We start from the raw sequence: 26,645 nt of genomic DNA on the forward strand, positions 1-26,645 counted from the left end.
GTAATGGAGCCCAGGGATGTCCACCAAGCCCCAACTGCCGGAACGTCTGTCGCGGGCGACGGGAGCACCAACTGCGCTCGATGGTCTGATCGTCGTCGATTTCACACGCGTCGTCGCGGGCCCCGCCTGCACTCAGACGCTGGCTGATTTCGGTGCGCGCGTCATCAAGATCGAAAATCCCGATGGAGGCGACGACACGCGCGCTTATGAGCACGCCGAAATCGGCGGCGAAAGTGCGGCCTATCTCAGTCTGAACCGCAACAAGATCGGTATCGCGCTCGATCTTGCAGTTCCGGAGGCGCGCGAAGTTGCACTGGACCTGATCCGGAGGGCGGACGTGGTCGTCGAGAATTTTTCCAGCGGCGTAATGAAGAAATTTGGCCTGGACTACGAGGCCGTCGCTCCGCTCAATCCGCGGCTTGTCTACTGCTCGATCTCCGCCTACGGACGTACCGGACCGTTCGCCTCGCGTCCTGGCTTCGACCCGATCACGCAAGCCGAGAGTGGCTTCATGTCACTTAACGGATTTGCCGACGGCCCCGCGGTTCGTACCGGTCCGCCGATCGTCGACATGGCGACGGGGATGTCGGCCTGCAATGCGATCCTTCTCGCGCTATTGGCACGGGATCGACTCGGCCGCGGCCAGCATGTCGAGGTCGCCCTATTCGACGTCGCCATGGGGATGACCGGCTTCTACGGTATGGCCTATTTGATCAGCGGCCAGAATCCCGGGCGTTTTGGCAACTCGCCGAGCGGGTCGCCCACCGTAGGTGTTTACGAGGCATCCGATGGTCCGCTTTACATGGCTTGCGCGAATGACCGACTGTATCGACGGCTGGTCGTCGAGGTGCTGAATCGTCCGGATCTCATCAACGCACCCCAGTTCGCGACGCGTAAGGCGCGGTCCGAGAACAAGGAGCTCCTACGCGCGGCCATAGCGGAGGTGTTCGCGAGCGACACGCTCGAGAACTGGATGGCGAAGATGAAATTGGCCAACATCCCGGTCGGCTATCTCCGGACGGTCGAGGAGGGATTCAACGCACCCGAAGCACGGGAGCGCGGGCGCCTGAGCCGGATTCCGCATCGCACGGCGCAGTGGGTACCGAACATCGAGCCGCCGATCAACATGAGCCTGACGGCGGCAATTGATCCGGTGGCCGCCCCGCTGCTGGGCGAGCATACGGAAGGCGTCCTGCGTGAGACGCTCGGTTACGACGAGAGCCGGATTGCGGCCTTGGCCGAAAAAGGGGCGTTCGGGCTGCGCAAAACCGCGACCTCGGCCTGAGGTCGGCGCCAGCTTGATTTGGCAGGGTTCCCGCCGCATAAATGTGTGAGAGCGAGGGACACGAATGGCGCCTGGTCAAGAGCCGAGTATGGGGCAGTCGGCAGGCTCCGGCGAACGAGCCTATGCGACGATGATTGCCAACGCCAGGTCGCTCCTGCCGCAACTGCGGGAACGCGCGGCGCGCACTGAAGAACTCCGGCACCTGCCGCCGGAGACGGAGCGGGATCTGCACGATGCCGGTCTGTTCCGCATGCTTCAGCCAAAGCGTGTTGGCGGCGCCGAGCTCGACTATGTGGCCCTGATCGATTGTGCTGAGTTGGTCGGCCGCGCCGACGCATCGGTGGCCTGGAATCTCGCCAATCTGGCAAGTCATCACTGGATGCTCGGTATGTTCGAGCAGCGCGCGCAGGATCTGGTCTGGGGCAAGGACCCGGACGTGCTGATCGCGTCATCGTTTATCTTCCCCGCCGGCCGCGCCACCAGGGTTGAGGGCGGATACCGGTTACGCGGGAGCTGGCCATTCTCATCGGGCGTCGGCTCTTGCGCCTGGAACATGCTCGCAAGTGTCGTCTCCTCGGACGACGAAGCCGACGGCATCGAGTATCGCATCTTTCTGCTGCCCAGAGCCGACTACAATATCCTCGATACCTGGAACGTCGCGGGACTACGCGGCACCGGGTCATCGGATGTCGAAGTCAGGGACGCCTTTGTTCCCGAGCACTTGACGGTCGCCGTGGGTGACCTTGCAGGGGGCGCATCGCCAGGCAGCAAGGTGAATCCCAATCCTCTCTATGCCCTGCCGGTATTCTCGTTGTTTCCTTATGTTCTCTCCGGCGTCGCGCTGGGGAATGCGCAGGCCTGCCTGGATGATTATGTGGAAGTCGCGCGTCACCGCATCTCGACCTACAACCGCGCCAAGCTGAGCGACTTCCAGAGCACGCAAATCAAGATCGCGGAAGCTTCAGCAAAGATCGATGCTGCCCGCCTCGTCATGCGCGCGGCCTGTACCGAGGCGATGCAGGATGTGCGACGCAGCCACTGGCCTGACATGACGACCAAGACCAGATATCGGCGCGATGGTGCCTTCTCCGTCAATCTGTGCACTGACGCCGTTTCGATGCTGTTTGCGGCGAGCGGGGCGCGCGGACTTTTCACGACGGGGGTGCTACAGCGGCAGTTCCGTGATGCGCATGCGATCAATTCTCACCTCGCGTTCAATTTTGACGCGGCCGGAACGAACTACGGACGTGTGGCACTTGGCTTGCCGTCCGAGAATCTCACGTTGTGAGGCCGGCCGATGAATGATCAGCCAAAGCAGCCGGCCGCTCCGGATCCCGCCAACGAGTTGGCGAGCGACAGCTCGTCGATCGATCCACGTGACTTCCGCAATGCGCTCGGCACCTATGGAACGGGCGTCACGATCATCACGGCCACGGCGGCCGATGGAAAGCCGTATGGCATCACCTGCAACTCGTTCGCGTCTGTCTCCTTGAATCCTCCCTTGGTTCTCTGGAGCCTCGGCGTCTATTCATCGAGCCTGACTGTGTTTCAGAACGCCAGCCATTTCACCGTCCACGTGCTGGATACCTCGCAGCAGGCTCTCGCGAACAGGTTTGCGAAATCGTCCGAGGAGAAGTTTGCCGGCGTCGACTGGACACCGGGCCTCGGCAATGCACCGGTGCTTGCAGAGAGCGTAGCAAATTTTCAGTGCCGATCGGTCAACCGCTATTACGGCGGTGATCACGTGATCTTTCTCGGTGCCGTCGAGGCCTATGCCTACAACGCAAAAGAGCCGCTGCTGTTTGCGCGAGGGGCGTATGGCCGGTTTCTGGCTGACGACGAGCGCAAGAAGTCGTGAGGCGATTCAATGCTCTGGGGCAGAGAGCTTGTAGATCTCCAGGGCGTCCGCGTCCGCACCGCGCGAAGCCTTGGCAAGTCTGAAGATCTGCCCGGCTAGGGTCGCCATCGGGACCGGCGTTGATGTCGCCTGTGCGACATCGGCGACCGTATCGAGATCCTTCAGCATCGTCGCGATGTGACCGAGCGGCGGCGAGTGGATACCCCGGACCATGCGCGGGACGAAGAGTTGGAGCGGGATCGAGTCCGCAAAGCCACCGGCGAGCGCCTCCGGCAGCCGGCTCGCGTCGATCCCCGCATTCGAGGCAAGGCGCGTTGCCTCCGCAAGAACGGCCATTGCGCATCCGACGATCACCTGGTTGCACAGCTTTGTGGTTTGGCCAGCCCCGGTCGGACCCATGTGGGTGAACCGGCGCGCCATTGCGAGGACGTAGGGGCGCACCCTCTCGATATCGGCTGCTTCTCCGCCGGCCATGATGGCGAGCGTGCCTTCCTCGGCACCCTTGGTGCCGCCGGACACCGGCGCGTCGATCCAGCCCGCTCCATTCGCAGCCTTCAATCGCGCCGCAAGTTCGCGCGCGGCATCGGGATGGATCGACGAGAAATCAACCACGAGCTTGCCCGTGCCAGGGGCTGCTGCGAGGCCCTCTGGTCCGAAGATGACCTCTTCGACGGCGGCAGCATCCGTCACGCACATGAAGACGATGTCGCAGTTCGCCAGCAAGTCGCGTGGGGTGTGCGCGCGCTTGGCGCCGGCTTTGACGAGCGGCGCGACTTTGCCCTCCGAGCGGTTCCAGACAATGACTTGATGGCCGGCCATGAGCAGGCGCCGGGTCATCGGCGTTCCCATCAGCCCAAGGCCGAGATAGCCGAGCCTCTCGACGCCTTGCGGGTCTGCCTTGGTCGCGTCAGCCATAGGTTGCTTCCCTCCCTCTCGCAGCGCAACGGCGTGCGACCTCTGTCGCACCATACATGACGCAGTCCGCGACTAAAGTGGGCCGGCATGCATGGCTTGCTTGATTGTTTGAACCATGAAACATTTGGGGCGGTCGGGTTGGGTGGCGTCGGTCGGCGCCGGAGCAGCGGAGTGGGCACGATGTGGGCAGTTTCGAGGTGGATGCTGGCAACAGGGGCCGCGGCGGCCATGATCGCGTGCGCCAGCCCCTTACGGGCGCAGCAGACGATCCGCGTGGGCTGGACCATTCCGGCCGAGGAATCCAAGTACTGGATGATGCGCAGGCCGGCCGAATTTCCCGATTTAGGCAAGACCTACAACATCGAGTGGACTCAATTTCAGGGCACCGCGCCTATGACGCAGGCACTGGCCGCCGGCGCACTCGATTGTGCGACGCAGGCGCCGCTCTCGCTTGCCAACGGCGTGGTCGGGGGCAATCTCAAGGCTTACATCGTCGCCCAGCATGTGTTCGAGAAGCCCGGCGGATTCTCGGTCTACTGGGCGGTCATGGATGACTCGCCGATCAAGACGATTGCAGATCTCAAAGGCAAGACGGTCGGCATTTCCGTGATCGGCGGCGGCACGCAAGGACCGTTCAATTTGCTGCTGAAGCAGAATGGTGTCGATCCGGCCAAGGACATCAAGCTGGTCGAGGTCGGCTTTGCCGTTTCCGAAGATGCGCTGCGCCAGGGGCGCGTCGACGCGGTCAACATGAACCAGCCGTTTGCCGCACGCGCGGAGGCGAAGGGCGGCACTCGCAAGCTGTTCTCGTTGTCGCAAGCCATGCCGAACATCGTCCATATCCTTGAGGCCTGCCGCGCCGATTTCGTTGACAAGAACCCGGAGCTGGTCAAGGCCTATGTCCGCGACATCACGTCGGGCATGAAGAAGGCGCTGGCGAACCGTGAGGAGACGTTGAAGGTCGTCAATGAAGTCCTGAAGGCGCCCATTCCGGTGCTCGATACCTACCTGCTTAAGGACAATGATTTCGGTCGCGATCCCGGCGCGGCGCCGAATTTCCCTGCGATCCAGAAGATGCTGGACATCTATGCGGAGACGGGAATGCTGCCAAAGTTGGATGTCGCGCAGTTCAAGCATCCGACGATCGTCGCCCCGCTGCAATAAGCAGCCGGTTGTGCGCCGGGTCTATGAGGTCGCGATGTCCCGCCTCGTGCGGGACATCGCATGAAGATGATGCAAGCATGAAGAAACTGCGATCGCGGATAACGACCGACGGCCTCGACCGGGCGCCCCACCGCGCCTTCATGCGAGCCATGGGATTGGATGACGCGGCCATCGCCAAGCCGATGGTGGGTATCGTCAGCATGAAGGGCGAGCAGACGCCCTGCAATATGACCCATGATTTCCAGGTGGCCGCAGCCAAGACCGGGATCGAGGAGGCCGGCGGCACACCGCGTGAATTCTCGACCGTCTCCGTCTCCGACGGCATCAGTATGAACCACGAGGGGATGAAGTTCTCCCTGTTTTCGCGCGAACTGATCGCCGACTCCATTGAGGCCGTCGTCCACGGCCTCGCCTACGATGCGCTGATTGGGTATGGCGGATGCGACAAGACGCTTCCGGGCGTGATGATGGGGATGGTGCGTTGCAACGTGCCTTCCATCTTCATTTATGGCGGCAGCTCGCTTCCGGGGCGCGTGGATGGGCGGACGTTGACTGTCCTCGACTCCTATGAGGCCGTTGGCGGCTTCATGACCGGTGAGATTGACGCTCGAACGCTCGAGCGGATCGAGCGCGCCTGCCTTCCGACCATTGGTGCGTGCGCCGGTCAGTTCACCGCGAACACCATGGGGATGGTATCGGAGGCAATGGGGCTGACCATTCCCAACGTGTCGATGGTGCCTGGCGTCTATGCCGAGCGCGCGCAGATCTCGCGTCGCGCCGGGCGGCTCATCATGGAGATGCTCGAACGGGGCGGGCCGCTGCCGCGTGATGTCGTGACGCGGAAGTCGCTGGAGAACGGAGCCGCGATCGTCGCTGCCACGGGCGGTTCGACCAATGCGGCGCTACATCTGCCTGCTATCGCGAACGAGGCTGGCATCGCGTTTACGCTCGATGATGTTGGCGAAGTCTTTGCCAGGACGCCTCTGATCGGGAACTTGCGACCTGGGGGCAAGTACACGGCGAAAGACGTCTACGATATCGGCGGCGCGGCCGTGGTCATCCGAGAACTGATCCAGAGTGGTCATATCGATGGCCGCTGTCTGACCATCACAGGCCATACTCTCGCTGAAGAATATGGCGCGGCCAACGCCCCTGACGGCGAGGTCGTTCACGCGACCCGCGCACCGATCATGCCTGACGGCGGTGTAGCGGTGTTGAAGGGCAGCCTCTGTCCTGATGGCGCGGTGATCAAGGTTGCGGGTCTGAGGAACCTGTTCTTCGAGGGCGTTGCACGCGTCTTCGAAGATGAAGAGGCTTGCGTCGCGGCCGTTCGTGACCGCAGCTACAAGGCCGGCGAGGTTTTGGTGATCCGCAACGAAGGGCCGGTCGGCGGGCCGGGCATGCGCGAAATGCTCGGCGTCACGGCGCTCATTTACGGGCAGGGCATGGGCGAGAAGGTTGCCCTCATCACGGATGGCCGGTTCTCCGGCGCCACGCGCGGTATGTGCATCGGCTATGTCTCGCCCGAAGCGTTTGTCGGTGGTCCGCTGGCGCTCGTGCACGATGGCGACAAGATCAGGATTGATGCCACCGGGCGGCGGATGGATCTGTTGGTCGACGAACAGGAACTTGCGACGCGGCAACGTGACTGGAAGCAACGTCCGCCGCGCCATCGCGCGGGCGCACTCGCAAAATATGCGCGCCTGGTCGGTCAGGCGCCGGGCGGAGCGGTCACGCATGAGGGGCCGGCGGAATGGCCGTGGTTCGACTGAGCGCGAAAGAAGCGCCCCATTTGGCAGGTTTCTTGCTAAGCTCATGCCGCTGTTGGAGCACATTCAGCAGATCTGTTGCGTGACGTTCGCGCGTGAGTGAAACGAGAGACGGGATGAAGGTAGTGCCTTCGAGATCGAGCGAATGGGTGAGACCGGTGACGTCGCAACAGCCGGCTTCTACGATCATCGAGATCGATAGCGTCTCGCAGGTCTTTCAGACCTCGGCGCGCAAGGATCATTTGGCACTGTCGGACATCTCCTTGACGATCGAAGAGGGGGCATTCGTTTCCATTCTCGGTCCGTCCGGTTGTGGCAAGTCGACGCTGCTTTATATCGTCGGCGGTTTCGTCAGCCCGACCAGTGGCGCGGCGAAGATGAAGGGGCGGGCGATCGCGGGTCCTGGCCCGGATCGGGGGCCAGTGTTCCAGGAGTTCGCGCTGTTTCCGTGGAAGACCGTGCTGGGCAACGTGATGTATGGTCCGCGCCAGCAGGGCGTGCGAGCCACCGAAGCAGAAGCGCAGAGCCGCGCTCTGATCGAGATGGTCGGGCTCAAGGGTTATGAGAATTTCTACCCCAAAGAGCTCTCAGGCGGCATGAAGCAGCGCGTCGCGCTAGCCCGGACACTGGCCTACCATCCTGAAGTTCTGTTGATGGACGAGCCGTTCGGTGCGCTCGATGCTCACACCCGCACTCGGCTCCAGAACGATCTCTTGAATATCTGGGAGCGTGATCGCAAGACGGTGCTATTCGTCACACACTCTGTCGATGAAGCCGTCTTCCTTTCGGACAAGGTCGTGATGATGTCGAAGTCTCCCGGCCGTATCCGGGAGGTCATTGATATCGATCTGCCGCGACCGCGCCGCCGCAATGAGCTGTTGCTCGACGCACGCTACCAGAAATACGTCGTTGATATCGAACGCATGTTCGATGAGAGCGATGCAGTCGGGCCTTCTTCATGACGTCGCCGGCTGCCTTGGCAAAGCGTGCGGCACCGGTGCTGGCTTGCATCGGATTGCTGGTGGCGTGGCAAGTCGCGTCACTGGCACTGAAGAACGACAGCTTTCCGACAGCGCTTGAGGCAATTCGCGCGATCCCGGATATCCTGGGCGATAAGGAATCCCTGATCAACATCATGGCCTCGCTTCGCCGGATGGCGATCGGGTTTGGCATAGCAGTGCTTTTCTCGATCCCTTTGGGTTTGTTGATGGGGCGGAACCGGGCGGTTGCGGCATTCTTCAATCCGCTTCTGATGATCATCTATCCAGTGCCGAAGGCCGCGCTCATGCCGATCATCATGCTCTGGCTCGGCGTCGGCGAAGCGACGAAGATACTCGTGATCTTCCTCGGCGTCAGCCTGCCGGTGATCTATCATAGTTTTGAAGGTGCCAAGGCGGTCGAAGAGAAGATGCTGTGGTCGGGGGCGGCCATGGGGTTGTCGCCCCTGCATCGCATGGTCCGTATTGTCCTTCCGGCCGCGCTTCCGGAGATCCTGACCGGGTGTCGAACCGGCCTGGTGCTCGCGCTCATCACGATGATCACCAGCGAGATGATTGCTCGACAGTCTGGGGCGGGGAACATCCTGTTCAACGCGCTCGACATGGGGCAATACGACACCGTCTTTGCGATGATCATCATCGTGGGCGCGATGGGAATTTGCCTTGATGCGATCTTCGAGCGCGTGCGAGCCAGGCTAGTGCGCTGGTCCGAACCTCAGTTCGACATGCCGCTGAGTTTCTCATGACATCGCGTCTCTCCCCAAAGAATGTCGTCCTAGGGCTTGCGCCGATCGTGCTGGTAGTCGCGGTCTGGCAGGGCCTCGTATCGTCGGGCCTCACGCCGGTGGCTTTGCTACCGCCGCCAGGGGTGGTCTTCAGCCGTCTGATCCAGCAGCTCGTAACATGGACATTTCAGCAGGAGGTCGCGGCGACTCTGGTCCGGTTGTTCGCCGGCTTCGCGATTGCGGTCGTGCTTGGCGTCGGTGTCGGGATCGCGGCCGCTGCCCATCCAGCGGTCGATGCCGTCGTTCGGCCGATCGTGCGGGTGCTTGCGCCACTGCCGAAAGTCGCGCTGTATCCGGCGCTGCTACTGCTGCTCGGTTTCGGCCACGGGTCAAAAATCACCCTGGTGGCGGCGGATGCACTCTTCCCGATTCTGCTATCCACCTATTACGGTGCATCGACCGTCGAGCAGAAGCTGATCTGGTCGGCCATGGCGGCGGGGACGCCGCGATATGAAATCCTGTTCAAGGTAGTCTTGCCGGCGGCGATGCCGTCGATCCTGACCGGATGCCGGATCGGTCTTGTTATTTCCTGCATCGTGGTGTTTCTGGCCGAGATGATCACGTCGACCGATGGACTGGGGCATGCGCTCATTACCGCGGCGCGTACCTTTCAGGCTGTTGACATGTTCGTGCCGCTAATCACGATCTCGCTGCTCGGGTTGATCCTGAATGCCTTATTAGGCGCCTTGCGATCCTACCTCTTACGGGGTTTTCCCGAAGCGTGACCTGACTGAACAAGAAACCGGAAGATCGGGAGTGAACCATGCTGGCGGATCGGATCGAGGCAAAATGGATCGACGCCTTTTGCGAGATCTTTGAGCGTTGTGCCGTCAAGGCCGGCGATACCGCAGCGATCCTGTCGGAGACCCAGTCGCGCGCGTTGAATGTGCATTTGGCGGAGCTGGCCCTGCTGCGCATGGGCGCGAAGCCTTTTCATGTCGTCATGCCGACGCCGCGCAACAGGAACATCGTTCCGGTCCGCTCGACGGGCGCAAGCGAGGCAATCCAGAAGCTTGGGCCGGTCATCACGGCGCTTCAGCAGGCAGGATTCGTGGTGGACTGCACCATCGAGGGCTTGATGCACGCGGTGGAGACGCCCGAGATCCTGAAAGCGGGCGCTCGCATCCTTGTCATCTCCAACGAGCACCCCGAGGCGCTGGAGCGGATGGTGCCGGATCCGGCACTCGAGAAGCGCGTTCGTACGGCAGCAAAGGTGCTCCGCGGGACTAAGCGGATGCGGGTTACCTCGAACGCCGGCACGGCTCTGGATGTGGACATGGTCGGCGCTTCAACGGTCGGGGTCTGGGGCTGGACCGACAAGCCCGGCACGCTGGCGCATTGGCCGGGCGGCATCGTCGTCAGCTTCCCCAAGAGTGGAACGATTAACGGCACGCTTGTGATGGCGCCCGGCGATGTCAATCTTACGTTCAAGCGCTACCTGACGTCGCCGGTGAAGATGACGTTGAAGGACGACTATGTCGTCGAGCTTGAAGGTGAGGGCACGGACGCCGCCATGATGCGCGCCTATCTTGCCGCCTGGGGCGATCGCGAAGCCTATGCGGTCTCCCACGTGGGCTTCGGCATGAATCCAGGCGCGCGCTACGAAGCACTGTCGATGTATGACCAGCGGGACACCAATGGAACGGAGATCCGCGCCGTCTCCGGCAATTTCCTGTTTTCGACAGGCGCCAACGAATTTGCCGGCCGCTATACGGCCGGCCATTTCGACCTGCCGATGATGGGCACGACCATCGAGCTCGACGGCGTTGCGGTGGTCCGGGAAGGCGTGCTTCAGGACGTCTTCGGTTAGCTGCGGTCGAGCACCGGCGGTCGAGCCAACTCGAAGTGCCGGAGCAGGTCAACCATGGCCTGCAGCCGCTTGACGCGATAGGCATCGATGTCGAGGCCTGAATAGTCGAGGAAGCCGGCGCCCGTGCGCAGGCCGATCCGGCCTTCATGCATATTCCTTGAAATGACGTCCGGCGCGCGATAGCGGTCGCTGCCGAGCGCGCTTTCAAGATAGCGGCTGGCGTAGTATAGAATATCTCCGCCGCCCCAATCGATGAATTCGAGCAACCCCAATACGGCATAACGGAAGCCGAAACCGTAGCGGATCGCCTTGTCGATCTCTTCAGCGCTGGCGACGCCTTCCTCGACCATGCGCGCGGCTTCGTTCATGGCGAGCGCCTGGATGCGCGGGACTATGAATCCTGGCGTCGCCGCGCAAACCACCGGCACCTTGCCGATGCCCTCGAGCAGCGCCTTGACTTCGTCAATGATGGCGGGGTCTGTGGCTTTGCCGGGCGACACCTCGACCAATGGCACCAGATAGGCCGGGTTGAGCCAATGCACGTTAAGGAAGCGGCACGGGTTGACGATTGCGCCGGAGAGGTCGTCGACGAGGATGGTCGACGTCGTCGATGCGATGATCGTGTCTGGGCCGACCTGCTTTGAAGCCGCTCCCAGGACCTCTCGCTTGAGCGCTACGACTTCGGGAACGCCCTCGAACACCATCTCGGCTTCAGAGAGCGCTGCGCCGCTCTGGCTTGCGGAAACCACTGAGACGCGTGTGACGAGCGGTCCGACATCTGCTTCAGTCAGAAGGCCCAGCTTGGACAGGGTGGCAAAGGTCTTGCGGACCTCGTCGAGCGCGTCGGCTTGTAACTTGGCAAAATCCTCCGCCGAGCGGGTCTTGATATCGATCATCGTGACCACGTGTCCAGCATAGGCGAACGCGACGGCGATGCCGCGGCCCATGCGACCGGCGCCGAGACAGGCGATGGTGGCGCGGCTGGTCATCGGTTAGAATCCCTCACGAAGCAGCGTCTGCAATTCGGTTTTGTGAAGCTTGCCGAGCCCCAAGGTCTCCAACGTTCGGCCGTTGTGCACAAAGTCTTCGCCGCAGATGGCGCCGCCAATAGCCAGAAAGCCCCTGGCCAGCGGCGTGGCCACACCGGCCAGCTCTCCGACGGATACCAGCAGCGACAGCCCCATCCGCAAATCCTCGCGCATGTAGCGATGCTCCGTCAGCACGATCGGCTCGCGCCAGTCACCGGAATCAGTCAGTCGGTCATGCGAGCCGCGACCATACATCCAGATCTCACCTTCCTTGGCATAGTGATGGGCGAGCGGGAAGTGCGGCGCGGCATATCCAAGCGCCTCGCGTACCGCGATTCGCTCGGCGTCGAGTGCGTCGGTTACACGCCGGATCGATGCCTGCGTACCCTCCTTGTGAATATCCCACCGCTCGAAATGCTCGATCGGGCCCGCGTTCATCACGATCAGCGGCGGATGGATAATGCAGCCCGCGTTCATTAGTGCGCCGGACAATGCGTCACCGCATGGTTCGATCACATCCGGGAAGGCGCGTCCAATCACCTCAAGCGCGTGGGTCGCCTGATCGAGCGGTAAGACGCCGACCGGCAGCCGCTTGGCTCGGATGGTGATCGCAACCTCGAATGGCCCGTGCTTGCGGGTGAGCCACGGCAATGTGCCGGTCTCGGCGAAGCTGGCCTTGGCCCGATTGCCCGCGTCCCGCATCGCCTGGGCGAAGATCATCGAGCCGAACGTCGCCGGCGGTAGAAACACGACTTGGTCATCCCGCAAATGCGGCGCGAGGAGCCGGGCGATATCCGGCTGAGCGAAAGCCGGGGCGGGGCACAGGATCAGCTCGACGCTGTCGACGGCTTCGGCGATATTGGTGGTGACCAGCGCAAGCTTCACATCGTGCCGGCCATTGTGATCTTTCACGAGGATGCGTGAACCTGCCGCCCGGTGCGCCGCGACTTGCTCTGCATCACGCCGCCAGAGTCGGACCTCATGCCCCGATAGCGCAAAGTCGCCTGCGGCCGCGAAAGAGCCGTTTCCTCCACCCAGAACCGCAATCTTCAAGATGCCTCTCCTTGCGCGCGAGACTGCGCATCAAGCTGCTTCAGCAGGAAATGCTGGACCTTGCCCAAGGCCGTACGCGGCATGTCGGCGACGAAAACGATGTCGCGCGGAACCTTGTAGCGGGCGAGTTGGGCCTGCACATGAGCTCTTAGCTCGTTCGCTTCGAGCCGGCAGCCGGATCGCCGGATCACATAAGCGATGGGGACCTCGTCCCAGCGTGGGTCCGGCCTTCCGATCACCGCGCATTCGCTGACATCGGGATGTTCGAGCAGGACGCGTTCGACCTCGGCCGGATAGACATTCTCGCCGCCGGAGATGATCATGTTCTTCTTGCGGTCGCGGACCCAGAAATAGCCGTCAGCGTCGCACAGGCCAATATCGCCAGTGCGATACCAGCCGTCGTGCAGCGCGTCGCGTGTGGCCTCCGCATTACCCCAATACTCGAAGAACACGTTGGGTCCACGCACGGCGATCTCACCTGGCGTGCCTGCCGACACTTCGTTGCCAGCTTGATCGATCACCTTCGCTTCGCAGCACAGACCGGCAAGACCGGTCGAACCATTGCGGGAGAGATCGCCACCTAGGCGCGTATAGACTGCGATGGGGCAGGTTTCCGTTGAGCCGTAAACCTGGAGCACCGGTATGCCACGTGCCACGAAGCGCTCGATCAGGTGTGGCGGCACGATGGTCGAGCCGGTCGCGACGGCTTTCAGCGACGAGAGATCGCTCGTGGCCCAATCCGGGTGCTCGCTGACGGCCTGGATGATCGCCGGCACCATGACCGTCAGGGTCGGTCGTTCCCGTTCTATGGCCGCTAGCGTCGTGTCCGGCGTGAAGCGGGCATGGATCGTGACGGTCGCGCCAAGCTGGAGCGCTGCGGTCGTCTGAATGTTGAGCCCACCGACATGGAAGAACGGCAGCACCGTGAGCACATGATCGTCCGACGTCATGTTGTGCATGTGCTGGCTCATGACGCCGTTCCAGAACAGCGCCTCCTGGCGGAGCACTGCGCCTTTTGGCCGCCCAGTGGTTCCCGATGTGTAGACAATGAGGAGCGGGCAGGAGAGATCAGTGTGCGGGTTACGTCCGCTGCCCTCGCGGCCGGACAGCAGGCTTTCGAAAGTCATGCCGCGCGGCGGCGCAAAATCGAAGCCGACGACGGCGGTCCCCGGCGCGATTTCTGGAAGAATGCCTTCAAATGCCTGCTCGAGCACCAGCATCTTGGCGCCGGCATCGGAGAGGATGAAGAGCTGCTCGGCAATTGCCAGCCGCCAGTTGAGCGGCACCAGCACAGCGCCGAGCCGCGCGCATGCGTAGAGTAGGACCAGATAGTCGGGCCGGTTCAGGCTGAGGATCGCGACGCGGTCACCGCGACCGACACTGAACTCTTGCTTAAGCGCTGTTGCGGTCCGTTCGATCCGATCGGCGAACGCCGCGTAGCTCAGCCGTTGACCCTCAAAGGCAATGGCCGTCTTGTTTGGCGAAAACGCCGCATTGCGATCGATCAGACTGCAGAGGTCCACCGTTAGTCGTCCGTTTCGCCGGCCTCGTACAGCGCCTCGCGGCCGATCCGGTCGAGGCAAAGCTCGGCCGTCCAGGGCAGCATCAGTGAGCCGCAGCGGCTGTCGCGATAGATTCGCTCAAGCGGCAGCGACCGGAGCATGGCCTGACCGCCGCAGGTGCGGATCGCGAGTGCGGCGAGCTCATTGGCGCCTTCCATCACCGAATATTGCGCGGCATAGGCGCGCAACACCTGCTCTTTGCTCGGATTTGCACACGCTTCGGTGACGGCCTGAAACCAGATCCCCTTGATTTGCTCCAGCTTGATCTGCATCTGCGCGACCGCGATCTGCTTGGTCGGATACATCCGGCGCTTGACCGGCGACATGCCCGGCACTTCGCCGCGCAAATAGCGCACGGTAAAATCATAAGCGGCCTGCGCGAGGCCCATATAGGTCGGCGACAGCGTCAAGAACATGTGCGGCCAGCGCATCGCCGCCTGGAAATAGACCCCGCGCGGCATCAGCGCCGAGTCGTTCGGCACGAAGACATCCTTGAACAGCAGCGTTCGAGAGACCGTGCCGCGCATGCCGAGCGGATCCCAATCGCCGACGACCGAGACGCCTTGCGACTTGGCTGATATCGCGAGATAGAGCGTATTGCGGCGCGAGGCCTTCTCGCCTTCCTCGATCTCCGTGCAGAGCACGCCGTAATAGTCGGCGTGGCCCGAGAGCGATGCAAAGATCTTCTTGCCGTTGACGATCCAGCCGCCTTCGACCGGCTTTGCTTCCGTGCCGAAGGCGGCGCCGCCGGCCGCCGCCGCCCCGCCCTCGGAGAACGGCTGCGAATAGATCGCCCCGTCCTCGACGATGCGCTTGGAATGAACGGCCCGCCGCTTTTCGTGCTCCGCGCGGGTGTCCGCGTCCATGTCGAGATCATCAGCCAAGGGCCCCGACCATAGCGTCGAGCAGACATGCATGTTCCAGGTCAGCGCGGTCGCGCCGCAATAGCGGCCGATCTCTGCGGCGGCCAGGGCGTAGGTCTGGTAGTTCGCGCCAAGCCCGCCGTGCTTCTTGGGCACGGCGATGCCGAGCAGGCCGACGCGGTGCAGATCGCGGTAGTTCTCGGTCGGGAACACAGCCTCACGGTCGTATTTCGCGGCGCGGCCGGCGAATACGCTCTGGCCGATCTCCCGCGCTCGCGCGATGATGCCAGCTTGCTCGTCGTTTAGGCGGAACGCCACGGGATCGAAGATTGGTGCATCCAGCGCGACATTGCCGGTTGCGGTGATCGTCTTGTTGACTTGCATGGTCATTGCGCAGTCACCCGTGTTTTGCAGCGAAACGATCGACGAAACTGGCAAGTGCCTTGTCGAAGGTATCGGGGCGTTCGAGGTTGGCGAGATGGCCGACGCCGGGGAGTTCGACATATTCGGCCGCAGGAATGTAGGTCGCGGTCTTTGCCATCATCGGCGCCGGCGCATTGTTGTCCTTCGAGCCGGACAACAGCAGCGTCGGCACAGAGATATCCTTGAGCGTGCTGCGCTGATCAAAGCCGATCAACGCCAGCATCATAGCGCGATAGCTCGCTTCCGGCACGCTGGCCATGCATTCGCGCGCAAGCTCCATGCCCTTCGGGTCGGGATCTTCGCCGACGAGCTCCTTCACCAGCGAGGGTGCCAGCGATTTCATCGTCTCGCCGCGGTCGAGCGGACCCAGACGCGCAGCGATGAATGATTTCTGCCAGTCGCCATCGGCCTTGCCGAAGGCCGGGCTTGTCTGCGCCAGAACGATCGCGCGCGCCAGCTTCGGCGATTGCGCTAGCCATTTCTGGACGATCATGCCGCCGATCGAGTGGCCGACAAGAATGGGTTTCGCGGCGCCAAGCTGCTCGATAAATTGCTGGAGCGCATCAGCCAAGGCAGCGATGCTGACGCTGGCGAGCGGCGCCGATCCGCCATAGCCGGGCATGTCCCACGCGATCGTACGGAAGCGATTGCCGAACGTAGCAAGCTGCTGCCGCCAGGCCCGCGCCGCCCCGCCAATGCCGTGCAGGAAAATCAGCGGTGTCGCGCCCTGATCGCCCGCGACTTCGTAGGCGAAGCGTCCGTCCTTCGTTATCATTGGCGCAGGCTGCGACACGTGACATCCTTTGGATTGGCCCAGCGATGCTAACAGGCCTGCAGACGATGGGAAGAGATAATTTTATACTTAAAGCAATTTTTGGGCCGGTCCCTTTCGCCATGGCGTTCGCCACGTCGATCCGCCGCTTTCGTTGCAAAAATTTGAAGGTTAAAATATATCGGAGGAACGACCATCGGATCTCAGGAGCCCGCGCATGTCCGGATTGCCGCATTCGCCGCACGCGTTGGTGACCGGTGGCGGTCGCGGCATCGGCCGCGCGATTGCAGCGTCCCTTGTCGGCGCTGGCGCAACTGTGACCGTGCTTGGCCGGAATGCTGCTACTCTCCAAGAAGCGATCAGCGCAGGGGCGGCTCATTTTGCGGCCGTGGCCGACGTCTCGGATGAAGCTGCGCTGAATGTGGCGATAATCCAGGCGCACGCGCGAAAGCCGATCGATATCCTGATTGCCAACGCCGGCAGCGCCGAATCCGCGCCGTTTACGAAGTCCGACAGTGCTCTTTTTGCACGCATGATGGATGTCAATTTCATGGGCGTAGTGCACGCCGTCCACGCGGTACTGCCGGGGATGAAGGATCGGCCCTATGGCCGCATTGTTGCAATTGCATCGACAGCCGGACTCAAGGGCTATGCCTATGTGAGCGCATACGCGGCGGCAAAGCATGCTGTGGTAGGTCTCGTTCGTTCATTGGCACAGGAGATGGCCGGCAGCCATGTGACCGTAAATGCAGTCTGCCCCGGCTTCACGGACACCGATCTGGTTGCCGGCAGCATCGACAATATCATGAAAAAGACCGGGCGAACCCGCGAGCAGGCCATCGCGGAGCTCGCAAAACACAATCCGCAGGGGCGTCTCATCACGCCCCAAGAAGTAGCCAATGCCGTGCTTTGGTTGTGCGGAGAGCACGCCAGTGCGATCACGGGACAGGCGATTGCTGTCGCCGGTGGCGAGATCTAGCGGCCCGGATCAAGGAAGGAAATCTCATGAGCAGACCAGCCAATCCCGTCACCGTGCCACTCGCTGACTATTCGCCGCAACATTTCCTGCTCGCCGTGGTTGACGGCGTTGCAACGGTAACGCTCAATCGTCCCGAGCGGAAGAATCCGCTGACCTTTGAGAGCTACCGCGAGCTAACCGATCTCTTCCGCGCTTGTGCGTTCGATGACGCGGTCAAGTCGATCGTCGTTACCGGCGCCGGCGGGAATTTCTCGTCCGGCGGCGACGTGTTCGAAATCATCGGTCCGCTGGTGAAGATGGACACCAAGGGATTGACGGCGTTCACGCGGATGACCGGTGACCTCGTCAAGGCGATGCGGGCCTGCCCGCAGCCGATCGTGGCTGCGGTCGAGGGCATTTGCGCCGGCGCCGGCGCGATCATCGCCATGGCATCTGACATGCGGCTCGCGTCGAGCGGCGCCAAGGTAGCGTTCTTGTTCAACAAGGTCGGTCTTGGCGGCTGCGACATGGGCGCCTGCGCGATCCTGCCGCGGATTATCGGCCAGTCTCGCGCATCCGAGTTGCTCTACACGGGCCGGTTCATGACCGCGGAAGAGGGCGAGCGCTGGGGCTTCTTCAGCCGGATCGTTACGCCAGAGCAGGTGCTGCTCCAGGCGCAACTGCTGGCCAAGCAGGTCGCGGAGGGGCCGACTTTCGGCAACACCATGACCAAGCGGATGCTGGCCATGGAATGGGCGATGTCGGTGGAGGAAGCGATCGAGGCGGAGGCGATTGCTCAAGCGCTGTGCATGACGACGGCGGATTTCGAGCGCGCTTTCCATGCCTTCGCCAATAAGGTCAAGCCGGTCTTTATGGGCGACTAAACCGGTCGCCGTCGGGGACGGCCAGCCAACGGGGGCTTGCGCGAAATTATTTTAGGCTTAAAATAGTTTTCGTAGCGGGGTGAATTGGCGAGGCTCCCATGAAAGTCGCGATCATCGGTGGTGGACCCGCGGGTCTCTACGCAGCGATCCTGCTCAAGAAGCAGCGCCCGAGCGCCGAGATCACCGTGTACGAGCGCAATCGCGCTGACGACACGTTCGGCTTCGGCGTGGTGTTCTCGGACGCCACCCTCGACAAGTTCGAAAAGCACGACCTTCCGAGCTATCGCCGTATCACCCAGGAATTCGCCTATTGGGACGACATCGCCGTGCATTTTCGCGGCACGGTGCACCGGGTTGGTGGCAACGGCTTTTGCGGCTGCTCGCGGCAGAAGCTGCTTCTGATCCTGCAGGAGCGGGCGCGCGAGCTTGGCGTCAGCCTGCATTTCGAAGTCGATATCGACGACGAATCTCGCTTTGCCGATGCAGATCTCATTTTGCTCGCAGATGGCGTCAATAGCCGCTTTAGGGAGAAGCACGTCGATCACTTCCAGCCCGAAGTTGACCTCCGCACCAACAAGTTTGCCTGGATGGGCTCAACCAGGCCCCTCGACGCCTTCACCTTCGTCTTTCAGGAGACCGAATGGGGGCCGTTCATCGCCCACGCCTATCAGTACGAGGCTGGGCACTCGACCTGGATTTTCGAGACCGATCCGGTGACGTTCGAGCGTGCGGGGCTGATTGGGCTGAACGAGACCCAATCGGCGGCGCGGATGGCCGAGATTTTTGGCTGGTTCCTCGGCGAGCACAAGCTGCTGACCAACCGCTCGATGTGGCGCAATTTCCCGATGATCCGCAGCAAGCGCTGGGTCAAAGACAATATGGTGCTGCTTGGCGATGCCAAGGCGAGTGCACATTTCTCGATCGGTTCGGGCACCAAGCTTGCGATGGAGGACGCGATCGCACTGGCCGAAGCGATGGCAAAGGCGCCCAGCGTCAGGGCTGCATTGGATCTTTACGAACACGGCCGTCGCGAGGAGGTCGAGAAGACTCAGCATGCTGCCGACGTCTCGCTGGTCTGGTTCGAACATGTCGACCGCTTCTGGGATTTCGATCCCGTGCAGTTTGCCTTTGGCGTGATGACACGCTCGAAGGCCATCACCTATGACAATCTAAAGCTGCGCGCGCCTGATTTTGTCGTCGAAGTCGAGAAGTCGTTCGCTAGGCAAGTGCGCAGCAATGGCTTCGACGTCAGTACCGACAAGCCGATGGTGCCGCTGTTCCAGCCGTTTCGTCTGCGCGAGATGGAGGTCGCCAACCGCGCCGCAATGTCGCCCATGTGTATGTACTCGGCGAAAGAGGGCGTCCCCGGCGACTTCCATCTCGTCCACTACGGTTCGCGCGCGATTGGTGGCGCCGGTCTGATATTCACGGAGATGACCTGTGTCAGCCGCGACGCGCGCATCACGCCAGGCTGCGCGGGTCTATGGAATGACGAACAGGAAACGTCCTGGCGGCGCATCGTCGATTTCGTGCACGGCAACTCGGCTGCAAAAATCTGCCTGCAACTCGGGCATGCCGGCCGCAAGGGCGCAACCAAGCTGATGTGGGATGGCATCGATCGGCCGCTGGAGGAAGGTGGTTGGGATGTCGTCTCCGCATCGCCGCTCCCCTATTTCCCGGACAGTCAGGTGCCGCGCGAGCTTGATCGCGCTGGAATGAACGCGGTGAGGGATTCATTTGTCGCCTCAGCCAAGCGCGGCGAGCGCTGTGGCTTCGATATGCTCGAGCTGCATTGCGCCCACGGCTATCTCCTGGCCAGCTTCATCTCGCCGCTGACAAACACCCGCGTCGACGAGTATGGCGGATCGCTCGAAAACCGGTTGCGTTTCCCGCTCGAGGTTTTTGAGGCACTGCGCGCCGTGTGGCCGAAGCACAAGCCGATGTCGGTGCGCATTTCGGCGACGGATTGGGCCGAGGGCGGCATCGACGGCGACGATGCGGTGGCGATCGCGCGCGCCTTCGCCGCGGCTGGCGTCGATCTCGTCGATGTCTCGACGGGGCAGACGGTCCGTGATGCGCAGCCGGTCTACGGGCGCATGTTCCAGACTCCGTTCTCCGACCAGATCCGCAACGAGGCGCGGGTGGCGACCATGTGCGTCGGCAACATCACGACCGCGGACCAGGCCAACACCATCCTGGCCGCCGGCCGGGCTGATCTTGTTGCGCTCGGGCGGCCGCACCTGGTCGATCCTTTCTTCACCATGAAGGCGGCGGCCTGGTACGGGGCGAACGACGCGTTCTGCCCGCCCCAATATCTGCCCGGAAAGGACCAGATTTTCCGCAATAGCGTGCGCGACCGGCAGGATCTCGAGGAGCTGAGAATTAAGGCTAAGCCAAAGACCCGGGCCGAGCTCAAGGCGGAGGCGACAAAGCCGCTTGCGGCGGAGTGACAGCCCGTGCGACGTTAACCCATTGCCTGTGTATTCAGTGGAGTTAAGGCGATGAAGGCAATTATCGTCGGTGGCGGTATTGGTGGTCTCACCACGGCGTTGATGCTGCGGGCCCGCGGTATCGGCTGTGAGATCTTTGAGCAAGCCGATACCATTCGCGAGCTCGGGGTCGGTATCAACACCCTGCCTCATGCTATGCGCGAACTTGCCGGCCTTGGCTTGCTGCAAAAGCTCGACGACGTCGCGATCCGTACCGATCAGCTCTACTACCTCAACCGCCATGGCCAGGAGGTCTGGCGCGAGGCGCGGGGCGTGGACGCCGGCCACGATGTGCCGCAATTTTCCATCCACCGCGGCCGGCTCCAGGGTGTCATCCATCGGGCCGTCGAGGAGCGGCTTGGTACGGATGCAATCCGCACCGGTTGCCGGCTCAGCGCCTTCACCCAGGACGAGGGCGGCGTCACGGCCTACTTCTTCGATCGTGCCGGTACACACATCCACACCGCGCGCGGCGATATCCTGATCGGCGCCGACGGGATCCATTCGCGTGTCCGTGACACGCTATTCCCGAATGAAGGGCCGCCGTGCTGGAACGGCCTGATGCTGTGGCGCGGTGCGCGTGACTGGCCGCTGTTCCTCACGGGCAAGTCGATGATCGTCGCGGGCGGCCTCAACGCCAAGGTGGTGATCTATCCGATCGCGGAGGGTTCGAGCCCGGCGAGCCGCCTCACCAATTGGGCCGTGCTGGTGAAGGTAGGCGAGGGCAATGCCCCTCCGCCGCGGAAGGAAGACTGGTCGCGGCCGGGCCGGCGCGAGGAACTGATGCCGCATGTCGCGCGCTTCTCGGTGCCATACATCGACGTCAAGAGCCTGATCTCGGCAACGCCCGAATTCTACGAATATCCGACCTGCGATCGCGATCCCTTGCCCTATTGGTCGTCGGGTCGCGTCACGCTGCTCGGCGATGCCGCGCATCCCATGTACCCGGTCGGCTCCAACGGTGCCTCGCAGGCGATCCTCGACGCGCGCTGTCTTGCGGACGCGCTGGTCCGCGCCGAGCATCCGCGCCAGGCATTGATGGAATATGAAAAGAAGCGCCTGCCGATGACGGCGGACATCGTCCGCTCCAATCGCCGCGGCGGGCCCGAGGGTGTCATCGATGCCGTTGAGCAGCTCGCGCCCGACGGCTTCGACAATGTTGACAACGTGCTGAGCTATTCCCAGCGCGAGGCGATCGTGCGTGGCTATGCCACCAAGGCCGGCTTTGCCGCGGTCCCGGGACTCGCGGCGGTGCGGGCCTGATGCGAGCCCCTAGCCGGCGCCTGGGGGCGGCGGCAGGAAGTGAATGTTGAACTCGGCGGCCATTGCCACAACGTCCTCCGGTTTCTGTTCCTTCATGTTGTGAAGGCCCCAGAACAAGTCGAACAGCTTTTTGGTCGGTGAGACCCAGAACAGCACTTTTGCTGTCTGATCCGACTTGTTGAAGATGCCGTGCGGCACGCCCATGCCGAGACGGATCAGATCACCGGGCGTTGCCTGCGCTTCCGAGTTGCCCAGCACGAAGTCGAGCTTGCCCTCCAGCATGTAGAGATATTCGTCCTGATCTGGATGAATATGCGGCGGCACGAACGTGCCCGGCGGCAAGGTAGCATGCCAGGAGAAGCTGTTCTCGGCGCAGCTCTTCGGCACATAGGTCTGGCCGAGGATGTTCCAGGAAATGCCCTGGATGCCCTCGTTGGCCCGCGTGATGCCGGTGATTTCGCTCTTCACTTGTAGTCCTCCCTAAACGCGACGCGCGGCCTTAGTTCGCCGCCTTGCAGTCCTTGGCATAGCGGTCGCCGTAATTGTCGAACACTTTCTGGACGATCTCGGTCTGGAACTTGCCGTCCGGACGCTTGGCGACTTTGGTCAGGTAGAAGTCCTGGATCGGATAGCCGTTGGTGTTGAATTTGAACGAGCCGCGCAGCGATGTGAAGTCCGCCTTCCTCAAGGCTGCCCCGACGGCATCCTTGTTGGAGAGGTCACCCTTCACACTCTTGATTGCACTGTCGATCAGCATCGCTGCGTCATACGCCTGCATGGCATAGGTGCCCGGCACGCCGTTATAGGCTGCCTCATAGGCGGCGACGAACTTCTTGTTCTGCGGATTCTCGAGATTGGGCGCCCAGTTGGCGCCGCCGAACATGCCGACGGCCGCATCCTGCTGTGCCGGCAGGGTCGATTCATCAACCGTGAAAGCCGAAAGCACCGGAATGCTGTCGGTGAGACCGGCCTGCTTGTACTGCTTGACGAGGTTGACGCCGAGGCCGCCCGGCATGAACGTGAAGAGCGCATCGGGCTTCTGCGACGCAATCTTCGACAGCTCCGGCTGGAAGTCCAGCGTGTTGAGCGGCATGTAGGATTCTTCGACGATCTCGCCCTTATAGTCGAGCTTGAAGCCGGCGACCGAGTCCTTGCCGGCCTGATAGTTCGGAACCATCAAATACATCCGCTTGTAACCGCGATCCTGCGCCACCTTGCCGAGGATCTCGTGGACCTGGTCGTTCTGATACGACGTCACATAGAAGAAGGGATTGCAGTCCTTGCCGGCGAATGTCGACGGGCCGGCATTGGGGCTGATCAGGAAGGTCTTCGATTCCGTGACCGGCCGGTGAATCGCCTGGAGGATGTTGGAGAAGATCGGGCCGACCACGAAATCGACCTTGTCGCGTTCCAGAAGACCCTTGACCTTGGTCACCGCTGCGTCTGGTTTCAATTCGTCGTCGACCACGACGACCTCGACGTCGCGCCCGCCCATCTTGCTGCCGAGATCCTTCACGGCGAGGGCAAAGCCGTCGCGAACCTGCTGGCCGAGTGCGGCGGCAGGCCCCGAGAGGGTCACGATCACGCCGAGCTTGATCTTCTCCTGCGCGAGGGCAGGGTTCATCGCGGTGCCAAGCAGCAAGGCTGCTGCAGCCAAGGTCAGTTGCGTCTTCATGATTGATCCCCCGGTGACATCAAGGCTTGCGCTGCAAGCCGCGTACTCCGATCCAAGCTTAAGCCGATGACGGCGCTCGCGGCAAGCCAAGCTCGAGACGTCGCCACCGTGCCGGCAGCAGGGCATGCAAGCGGCGCGCCAATTATTTGAAGCCTAAAGAAATGGCCGTGCGGTCGGTTGTTGCAGCTTTGGACTTGCGGCCGGCGCCGATTTATTTGAAGCTCAAAACGTTGGTAAATCCGAGCCGGCGCCAATGCCGGCCGCGAGTGACTGCATCGAGATGCTCGATTCCGAGACCAAGGCTGTCGAAACGCCAGAGGACCATGCCGAAGAGCTCCGGCTGTGGTTGCGTCTGCTCACCTGCACGACACTGATCGAGGGCGAGGTCCGCGGCCGGTTGCGGCAGCGCTTCGACGTCACGCTGCCCCGTTTCGATCTGATGGCGCAGCTCGACAAGGCGCCCGATGGCATGACGCTGTCCGATGTCTCCAAGCGCATGATGGTGTCCAACGGCAACGTCACCGGCCTCGTCGAGCGGCTGGTGGAGTCCGGCCATCTCGACCGTCGCACATCGGAGACTGATCGCCGAGTACAGGTGATCCGCCTCACAAAACTCGGTCGTGCCGAGTTTCGCAGGATGGCCGCGGAACACGAGACCTGGATCGCAGATCTCTTCTCTGATTTGACACCGAAAGATGTGCGCGAACTGATGCGGCTCCTCGCCAAGACCAAGGCATCGGCGCAGAAATCGGCCGCCCGCCGTCGGCCTTAAGTCGGCCGGCCAGCAGGTCGCCGACCCCTTTTGCCACAGGAAAATGCATGGAATGCCCAAAATCCGCTATTGCGCCAAACTGTTTTAAGCCTAAAATGTTTTCCAGTGAGTGCTGCCGGGTGCTTTCCATGCGCAAAGGAGCGTGCGATGGCCAACGCCGCCAAGGTTCAAGTGTCGGGCTCGTATGACGGCAACGCCGCGACCGCCCATGTTGACACGTTCGCGCGGCAGCACTTGCCGCCGCCTGATCTCTGGCCGGAGTTCATCTTCACGCGCCCCGAGTTGCTCTATCCCGCGAGGTTGAACTGCGTCAGCTATTTCCTGGATCGCTGGGTCGAGCAGGGGCACGGTGATGCGCCTTGCGTCATCAGTCCCACAGTCAGCTACACTTATCGTGGCTTGCAGGCGCTCGTAAATCGCATCGCCAATGTGCTGGTCGGCAAGCTTGGTCTTGTCGCCGGCGGGCGGGTGCTGCTGCGTTCGGCGAACAGCCCGATGATGGTTGCGACCTATCTCGCTGTAATCAAGGCCGGCGGCATTTGCGTGGCGACGATGCCGTTGTTGCGCGCCAAGGAGCTGTCCTACCCGATCCAGAAAGCGGAGATCACGCTCGCGCTTTGCGACGGAAAACTCTCCGACGAGATGGAAAAGGCGAAGCTGGCTGCGCCAGGTCTCAAACATGTGGTCTATTGGGGCAGCGACGCGCCCGACTCGCTCGAGGCGCTGATTGCCGATGCGAGCCCTGAGTTCAAGGCGGTCGACACGGCGTCGGATGACATCTGCCTGATCGCCTTCACTTCGGGGACGACAGGCGATCCCAAGGGCACCATGCATTTCCACCGGGACATGCTGGCTGTGTGCGATGGTTATGCTCGCAACATCTTGCGGGCCGAGCAGAAGGATCGTTTCGTCGGCTCGGCGCCGCTTGCTTTCACGTTTGGCTTTGGCGGTGTGCTGTTCCCGATGCATATCGGTGCCTCCTTTGTCGTGCTGGAGAAGACGACGCCGGACGACATCCTCTCCGCAATCGAGCAGTACAAGATCACGGTCTGCTTCACCGCGCCGACTGCATACCGCGCGATGATCGGCAAGCTTCCGGGCCGCGACATTTCCTCGCTGCGGAAGTGCGTCTCGGCCGGCGAGACGCTGCCCAAGCCGACATTTGATGCCTGGCTTAAGGCCACGGGCATCAAGCTAATGGACGGTATCGGCTCGACCGAGCTGCTGCACATCTTCATCAGTGCGACCGAGGACGAGATTCGTCCAGGCGCGACCGGCAAGCCCGTGCCGGGCTATGAAGCGAAGATCGTTGATGATGACGGCAACGATGTGCCGGCTGGCACGATGGGGAGGCTCGCGGTGCGTGGGCCCACTGGCTGTCGCTATCTCGCCGACGAGCGGCAGCGGAAATACGTCCAGAACGGCTGGAACCTCACCGGCGACACCTACCTGATGGATAACGACGGCTACTTTTGGTACCAGTCGCGCTCCGACGACATGATCGTGTCATCCGGGTACAACATCGCGGGCACAGATGTGGAAGCAGCGCTGCTCACGCATCCGTCGGTCGCCGAGTGCGGCGTCGTCGGCGCGCCGGACGAGGCACGCGGGATGATCGTGAAGGCCTACGTCATCGCCGCGCCCGGTGTGATCCCGGATGCCACGCTCGCGGCGGAGTTGCAGGAGCATGTCAAACGGGAGATCGCGCCATACAAATATCCGCGCGCGATCGAGTTTGTGACACAATTGCCGAAGACCGAGACCGGCAAATTGAAGCGCTTCGCCTTGCGGCAATTGGCGCAGGCGTCCGCCACGTCCTCGGGCGTCGCGGCACAATGAGATGAGGATCAGGAATTGTCCGTGACGACGCCGAAAGGCCCCCAGCTTGCGGTGCTGCCGACCGACGATGACGAGACCCGCGCGCGGGCGCAGGTGCTTCAGCCCTCCGGCTGGCCGACGCCGAAGGGCTATGCCAACGGCATGGCCGCCGAGGGGCGCATTGTCGTCACGGGCGGCGTGATCGGCTGGGATGCCGACGAGCGCCTTGCAGACGGCTTCGTGGCACAGGTTCGCCAAACCCTGAGCAACATCGCTGAAATTCTTGGCGAGGCCGGTGCCCGGCCCGAGCATCTGGTGCGCCTGACCTGGTATGTCGTCGATATGGAAGAATACCTGACGAACCTGAAGGAGCTCGGCAAGATCTACCGTGCGGTCTTTGGCGCGCATTATCCCGCGATGGCACTGGTTCAGGTGGTGCGCCTCGTCGAGAAGGCCGCGCGCGTCGAGATCGAGGCCACTGCGGTCATTCCAAGCTGAATC

At 62.3% G+C, this 26,645-nt stretch carries 24 protein-coding genes; 16 read left to right on the forward strand and 8 right to left on the reverse strand.

Annotation, left to right across the window (positions count from 1 at the left end; all coding sequences use genetic code 11):
* The first annotated feature begins 16 nt into the window (after window positions 1-16).
* From JQ621_RS14285 to JQ621_RS14295, 3 genes are all read left to right on the forward strand, one after another.
* The gene (locus JQ621_RS14285; RefSeq protein ID WP_212235330.1) at window positions 17-1,285 is read left to right on the forward strand and encodes a CaiB/BaiF CoA transferase family protein; all 1,269 of its coding nucleotides are present in this window, start codon (window positions 17-19) and stop codon (window positions 1,283-1,285) included.
* A 64-nt stretch (window positions 1,286-1,349) separates the two neighbouring features.
* Window positions 1,350-2,573, forward strand: coding sequence for an acyl-CoA dehydrogenase family protein (locus tag JQ621_RS14290; RefSeq protein WP_212235331.1), 1,224 nt, complete (start codon window positions 1,350-1,352; stop codon window positions 2,571-2,573).
* Window positions 2,574-2,582: 9 nt separating this feature from the next.
* On the forward strand, window positions 2,583-3,143 hold the full coding sequence (locus JQ621_RS14295; protein ID WP_212235332.1) for a flavin reductase family protein: 561 nt from the start codon (window positions 2,583-2,585) through the stop codon (window positions 3,141-3,143).
* A 6-nt stretch (window positions 3,144-3,149) separates the two neighbouring features.
* Here the strand turns inward: JQ621_RS14295 and JQ621_RS14300 are convergent, their stop codons facing one another.
* Window positions 3,150-4,058, reverse strand: a complete 909-nt coding sequence (locus tag JQ621_RS14300) for an NAD(P)-dependent oxidoreductase (RefSeq protein WP_212235333.1) — start codon at window positions 4,056-4,058, stop codon at window positions 3,150-3,152.
* Window positions 4,059-4,238: 180 nt separating this feature from the next.
* Between JQ621_RS14300 and JQ621_RS14305 the strand changes: the two genes are divergently transcribed.
* The 6 genes from JQ621_RS14305 (at window position 4,239) to JQ621_RS14330 (ending at window position 10,584) form a co-directional block, all read left to right on the forward strand.
* On the forward strand, window positions 4,239-5,222 hold the full coding sequence (locus tag JQ621_RS14305; protein WP_212235334.1) for an ABC transporter substrate-binding protein: 984 nt from the start codon (window positions 4,239-4,241) through the stop codon (window positions 5,220-5,222).
* Between the two features lie 77 nt (window positions 5,223-5,299).
* Complete coding sequence (ilvD, locus tag JQ621_RS14310) at window positions 5,300-6,994, forward strand: dihydroxy-acid dehydratase (RefSeq protein WP_212235335.1); 1,695 nt, start codon at window positions 5,300-5,302, stop codon at window positions 6,992-6,994.
* Window positions 6,995-7,107: 113 nt separating this feature from the next.
* A complete protein-coding gene (locus tag JQ621_RS14315; RefSeq protein WP_212235336.1) occupies window positions 7,108-7,953 on the forward strand; it encodes an ABC transporter ATP-binding protein in 846 nt (281 codons plus the stop codon).
* Window positions 7,950-8,735 (forward strand): ABC transporter permease, encoded by a 786-nt coding sequence (locus JQ621_RS14320; protein ID WP_212235337.1) that lies wholly within the window; start codon window positions 7,950-7,952, stop codon window positions 8,733-8,735. The genes JQ621_RS14315 and JQ621_RS14320 overlap by 4 nt, the downstream gene beginning before the upstream one ends.
* Window positions 8,732-9,499, forward strand: a complete 768-nt coding sequence (locus tag JQ621_RS14325) for an ABC transporter permease (protein ID WP_212235338.1) — start codon at window positions 8,732-8,734, stop codon at window positions 9,497-9,499. The genes JQ621_RS14320 and JQ621_RS14325 overlap by 4 nt, the downstream gene beginning before the upstream one ends.
* Window positions 9,500-9,537: 38 nt before the next feature.
* On the forward strand, window positions 9,538-10,584 hold the full coding sequence (locus JQ621_RS14330; RefSeq protein ID WP_212235339.1) for a M29 family metallopeptidase: 1,047 nt from the start codon (window positions 9,538-9,540) through the stop codon (window positions 10,582-10,584).
* Here the strand turns inward: JQ621_RS14330 and JQ621_RS14335 are convergent.
* Genes JQ621_RS14335 through JQ621_RS14355 form a run of 5 tightly spaced genes read right to left on the reverse strand, consistent with a single transcriptional unit; the run spans window position 10,581 to window position 16,306 of the window.
* Complete coding sequence (locus JQ621_RS14335; protein ID WP_212235340.1) at window positions 10,581-11,573, reverse strand: 3-hydroxybutyryl-CoA dehydrogenase; 993 nt, start codon at window positions 11,571-11,573, stop codon at window positions 10,581-10,583. The two genes, JQ621_RS14330 and JQ621_RS14335, sit on opposite strands and share 4 nt — an antisense overlap.
* Before the next feature lie 3 nt (window positions 11,574-11,576).
* Window positions 11,577-12,665, reverse strand: coding sequence for an NAD/NADP-dependent octopine/nopaline dehydrogenase family protein (locus JQ621_RS14340; RefSeq protein WP_212235341.1), 1,089 nt, complete (start codon window positions 12,663-12,665; stop codon window positions 11,577-11,579).
* Window positions 12,662-14,188: a class I adenylate-forming enzyme family protein gene (locus JQ621_RS14345; RefSeq protein WP_212235342.1), complete on the reverse strand. Its 1,527-nt coding sequence runs from the start codon at window positions 14,186-14,188 to the stop codon at window positions 12,662-12,664. Before JQ621_RS14345 ends, JQ621_RS14340 begins: the two co-directional genes overlap by 4 nt.
* A 2-nt stretch (window positions 14,189-14,190) precedes the next feature.
* Window positions 14,191-15,480 (reverse strand): acyl-CoA dehydrogenase family protein, encoded by a 1,290-nt coding sequence (locus JQ621_RS14350; RefSeq protein WP_212235343.1) that lies wholly within the window; start codon window positions 15,478-15,480, stop codon window positions 14,191-14,193.
* A 7-nt stretch (window positions 15,481-15,487) separates the two neighbouring features.
* The gene (locus JQ621_RS14355; RefSeq protein ID WP_212235344.1) at window positions 15,488-16,306 is read right to left on the reverse strand and encodes an alpha/beta fold hydrolase; all 819 of its coding nucleotides are present in this window, start codon (window positions 16,304-16,306) and stop codon (window positions 15,488-15,490) included.
* A gap of 196 nt (window positions 16,307-16,502) precedes the next feature.
* Here JQ621_RS14355 and JQ621_RS14360 point away from each other — a divergent pair, with 196 nt between their 5' ends.
* The 4 genes from JQ621_RS14360 to JQ621_RS14375 all read left to right on the forward strand — a co-directional run bounded on the left by JQ621_RS14360 (window position 16,503) and on the right by JQ621_RS14375 (window position 21,879).
* Window positions 16,503-17,264, forward strand: a complete 762-nt coding sequence (locus tag JQ621_RS14360) for an SDR family NAD(P)-dependent oxidoreductase (protein ID WP_212235345.1) — start codon at window positions 16,503-16,505, stop codon at window positions 17,262-17,264.
* Window positions 17,265-17,290: 26 nt separating this feature from the next.
* Complete coding sequence (locus tag JQ621_RS14365; protein WP_212235346.1) at window positions 17,291-18,127, forward strand: enoyl-CoA hydratase family protein; 837 nt, start codon at window positions 17,291-17,293, stop codon at window positions 18,125-18,127.
* Window positions 18,128-18,225: 98 nt separating this feature from the next.
* On the forward strand, window positions 18,226-20,577 hold the full coding sequence (locus JQ621_RS14370) for a bifunctional salicylyl-CoA 5-hydroxylase/oxidoreductase (protein WP_212235347.1): 2,352 nt from the start codon (window positions 18,226-18,228) through the stop codon (window positions 20,575-20,577).
* A 51-nt stretch (window positions 20,578-20,628) separates the two neighbouring features.
* Complete coding sequence (locus JQ621_RS14375) at window positions 20,629-21,879, forward strand: flavin-dependent oxidoreductase (protein WP_212235348.1); 1,251 nt, start codon at window positions 20,629-20,631, stop codon at window positions 21,877-21,879.
* Between the two features lie 9 nt (window positions 21,880-21,888).
* On the opposite strand, the gene JQ621_RS14380 is transcribed toward JQ621_RS14375, so the two are convergent.
* Entirely contained in the window at window positions 21,889-22,347 is a 459-nt protein-coding gene (locus JQ621_RS14380; RefSeq protein WP_092300198.1) for a cupin domain-containing protein, read from the reverse strand.
* A gap of 31 nt (window positions 22,348-22,378) precedes the next feature.
* Entirely contained in the window at window positions 22,379-23,554 is a 1,176-nt protein-coding gene (locus tag JQ621_RS14385) for an ABC transporter substrate-binding protein (protein WP_212235349.1), read from the reverse strand.
* A gap of 253 nt (window positions 23,555-23,807) precedes the next feature.
* Between JQ621_RS14385 and JQ621_RS14390 the strand changes: the two genes are divergently transcribed.
* The 3 genes from JQ621_RS14390 to JQ621_RS14400 all read left to right on the forward strand — a co-directional run bounded on the left by JQ621_RS14390 (window position 23,808) and on the right by JQ621_RS14400 (window position 26,642).
* Window positions 23,808-24,326, forward strand: a complete 519-nt coding sequence (locus tag JQ621_RS14390; RefSeq protein WP_212235350.1) for a MarR family winged helix-turn-helix transcriptional regulator — start codon at window positions 23,808-23,810, stop codon at window positions 24,324-24,326.
* A 147-nt stretch (window positions 24,327-24,473) separates the two neighbouring features.
* A complete protein-coding gene (locus JQ621_RS14395; protein ID WP_212235351.1) occupies window positions 24,474-26,165 on the forward strand; it encodes a benzoate-CoA ligase family protein in 1,692 nt (563 codons plus the stop codon).
* 21 nt (window positions 26,166-26,186) lie between these two features.
* Window positions 26,187-26,642, forward strand: a complete 456-nt coding sequence (locus JQ621_RS14400) for a RidA family protein (protein WP_212235352.1) — start codon at window positions 26,187-26,189, stop codon at window positions 26,640-26,642.
* Window positions 26,643-26,645 lie beyond the last annotated feature (3 nt).

It is taken from the genome of Bradyrhizobium manausense, assembly GCF_018129685.1.
Classification (GTDB): Bacteria; Pseudomonadota; Alphaproteobacteria; order Rhizobiales; family Xanthobacteraceae; genus Bradyrhizobium; species Bradyrhizobium manausense_D.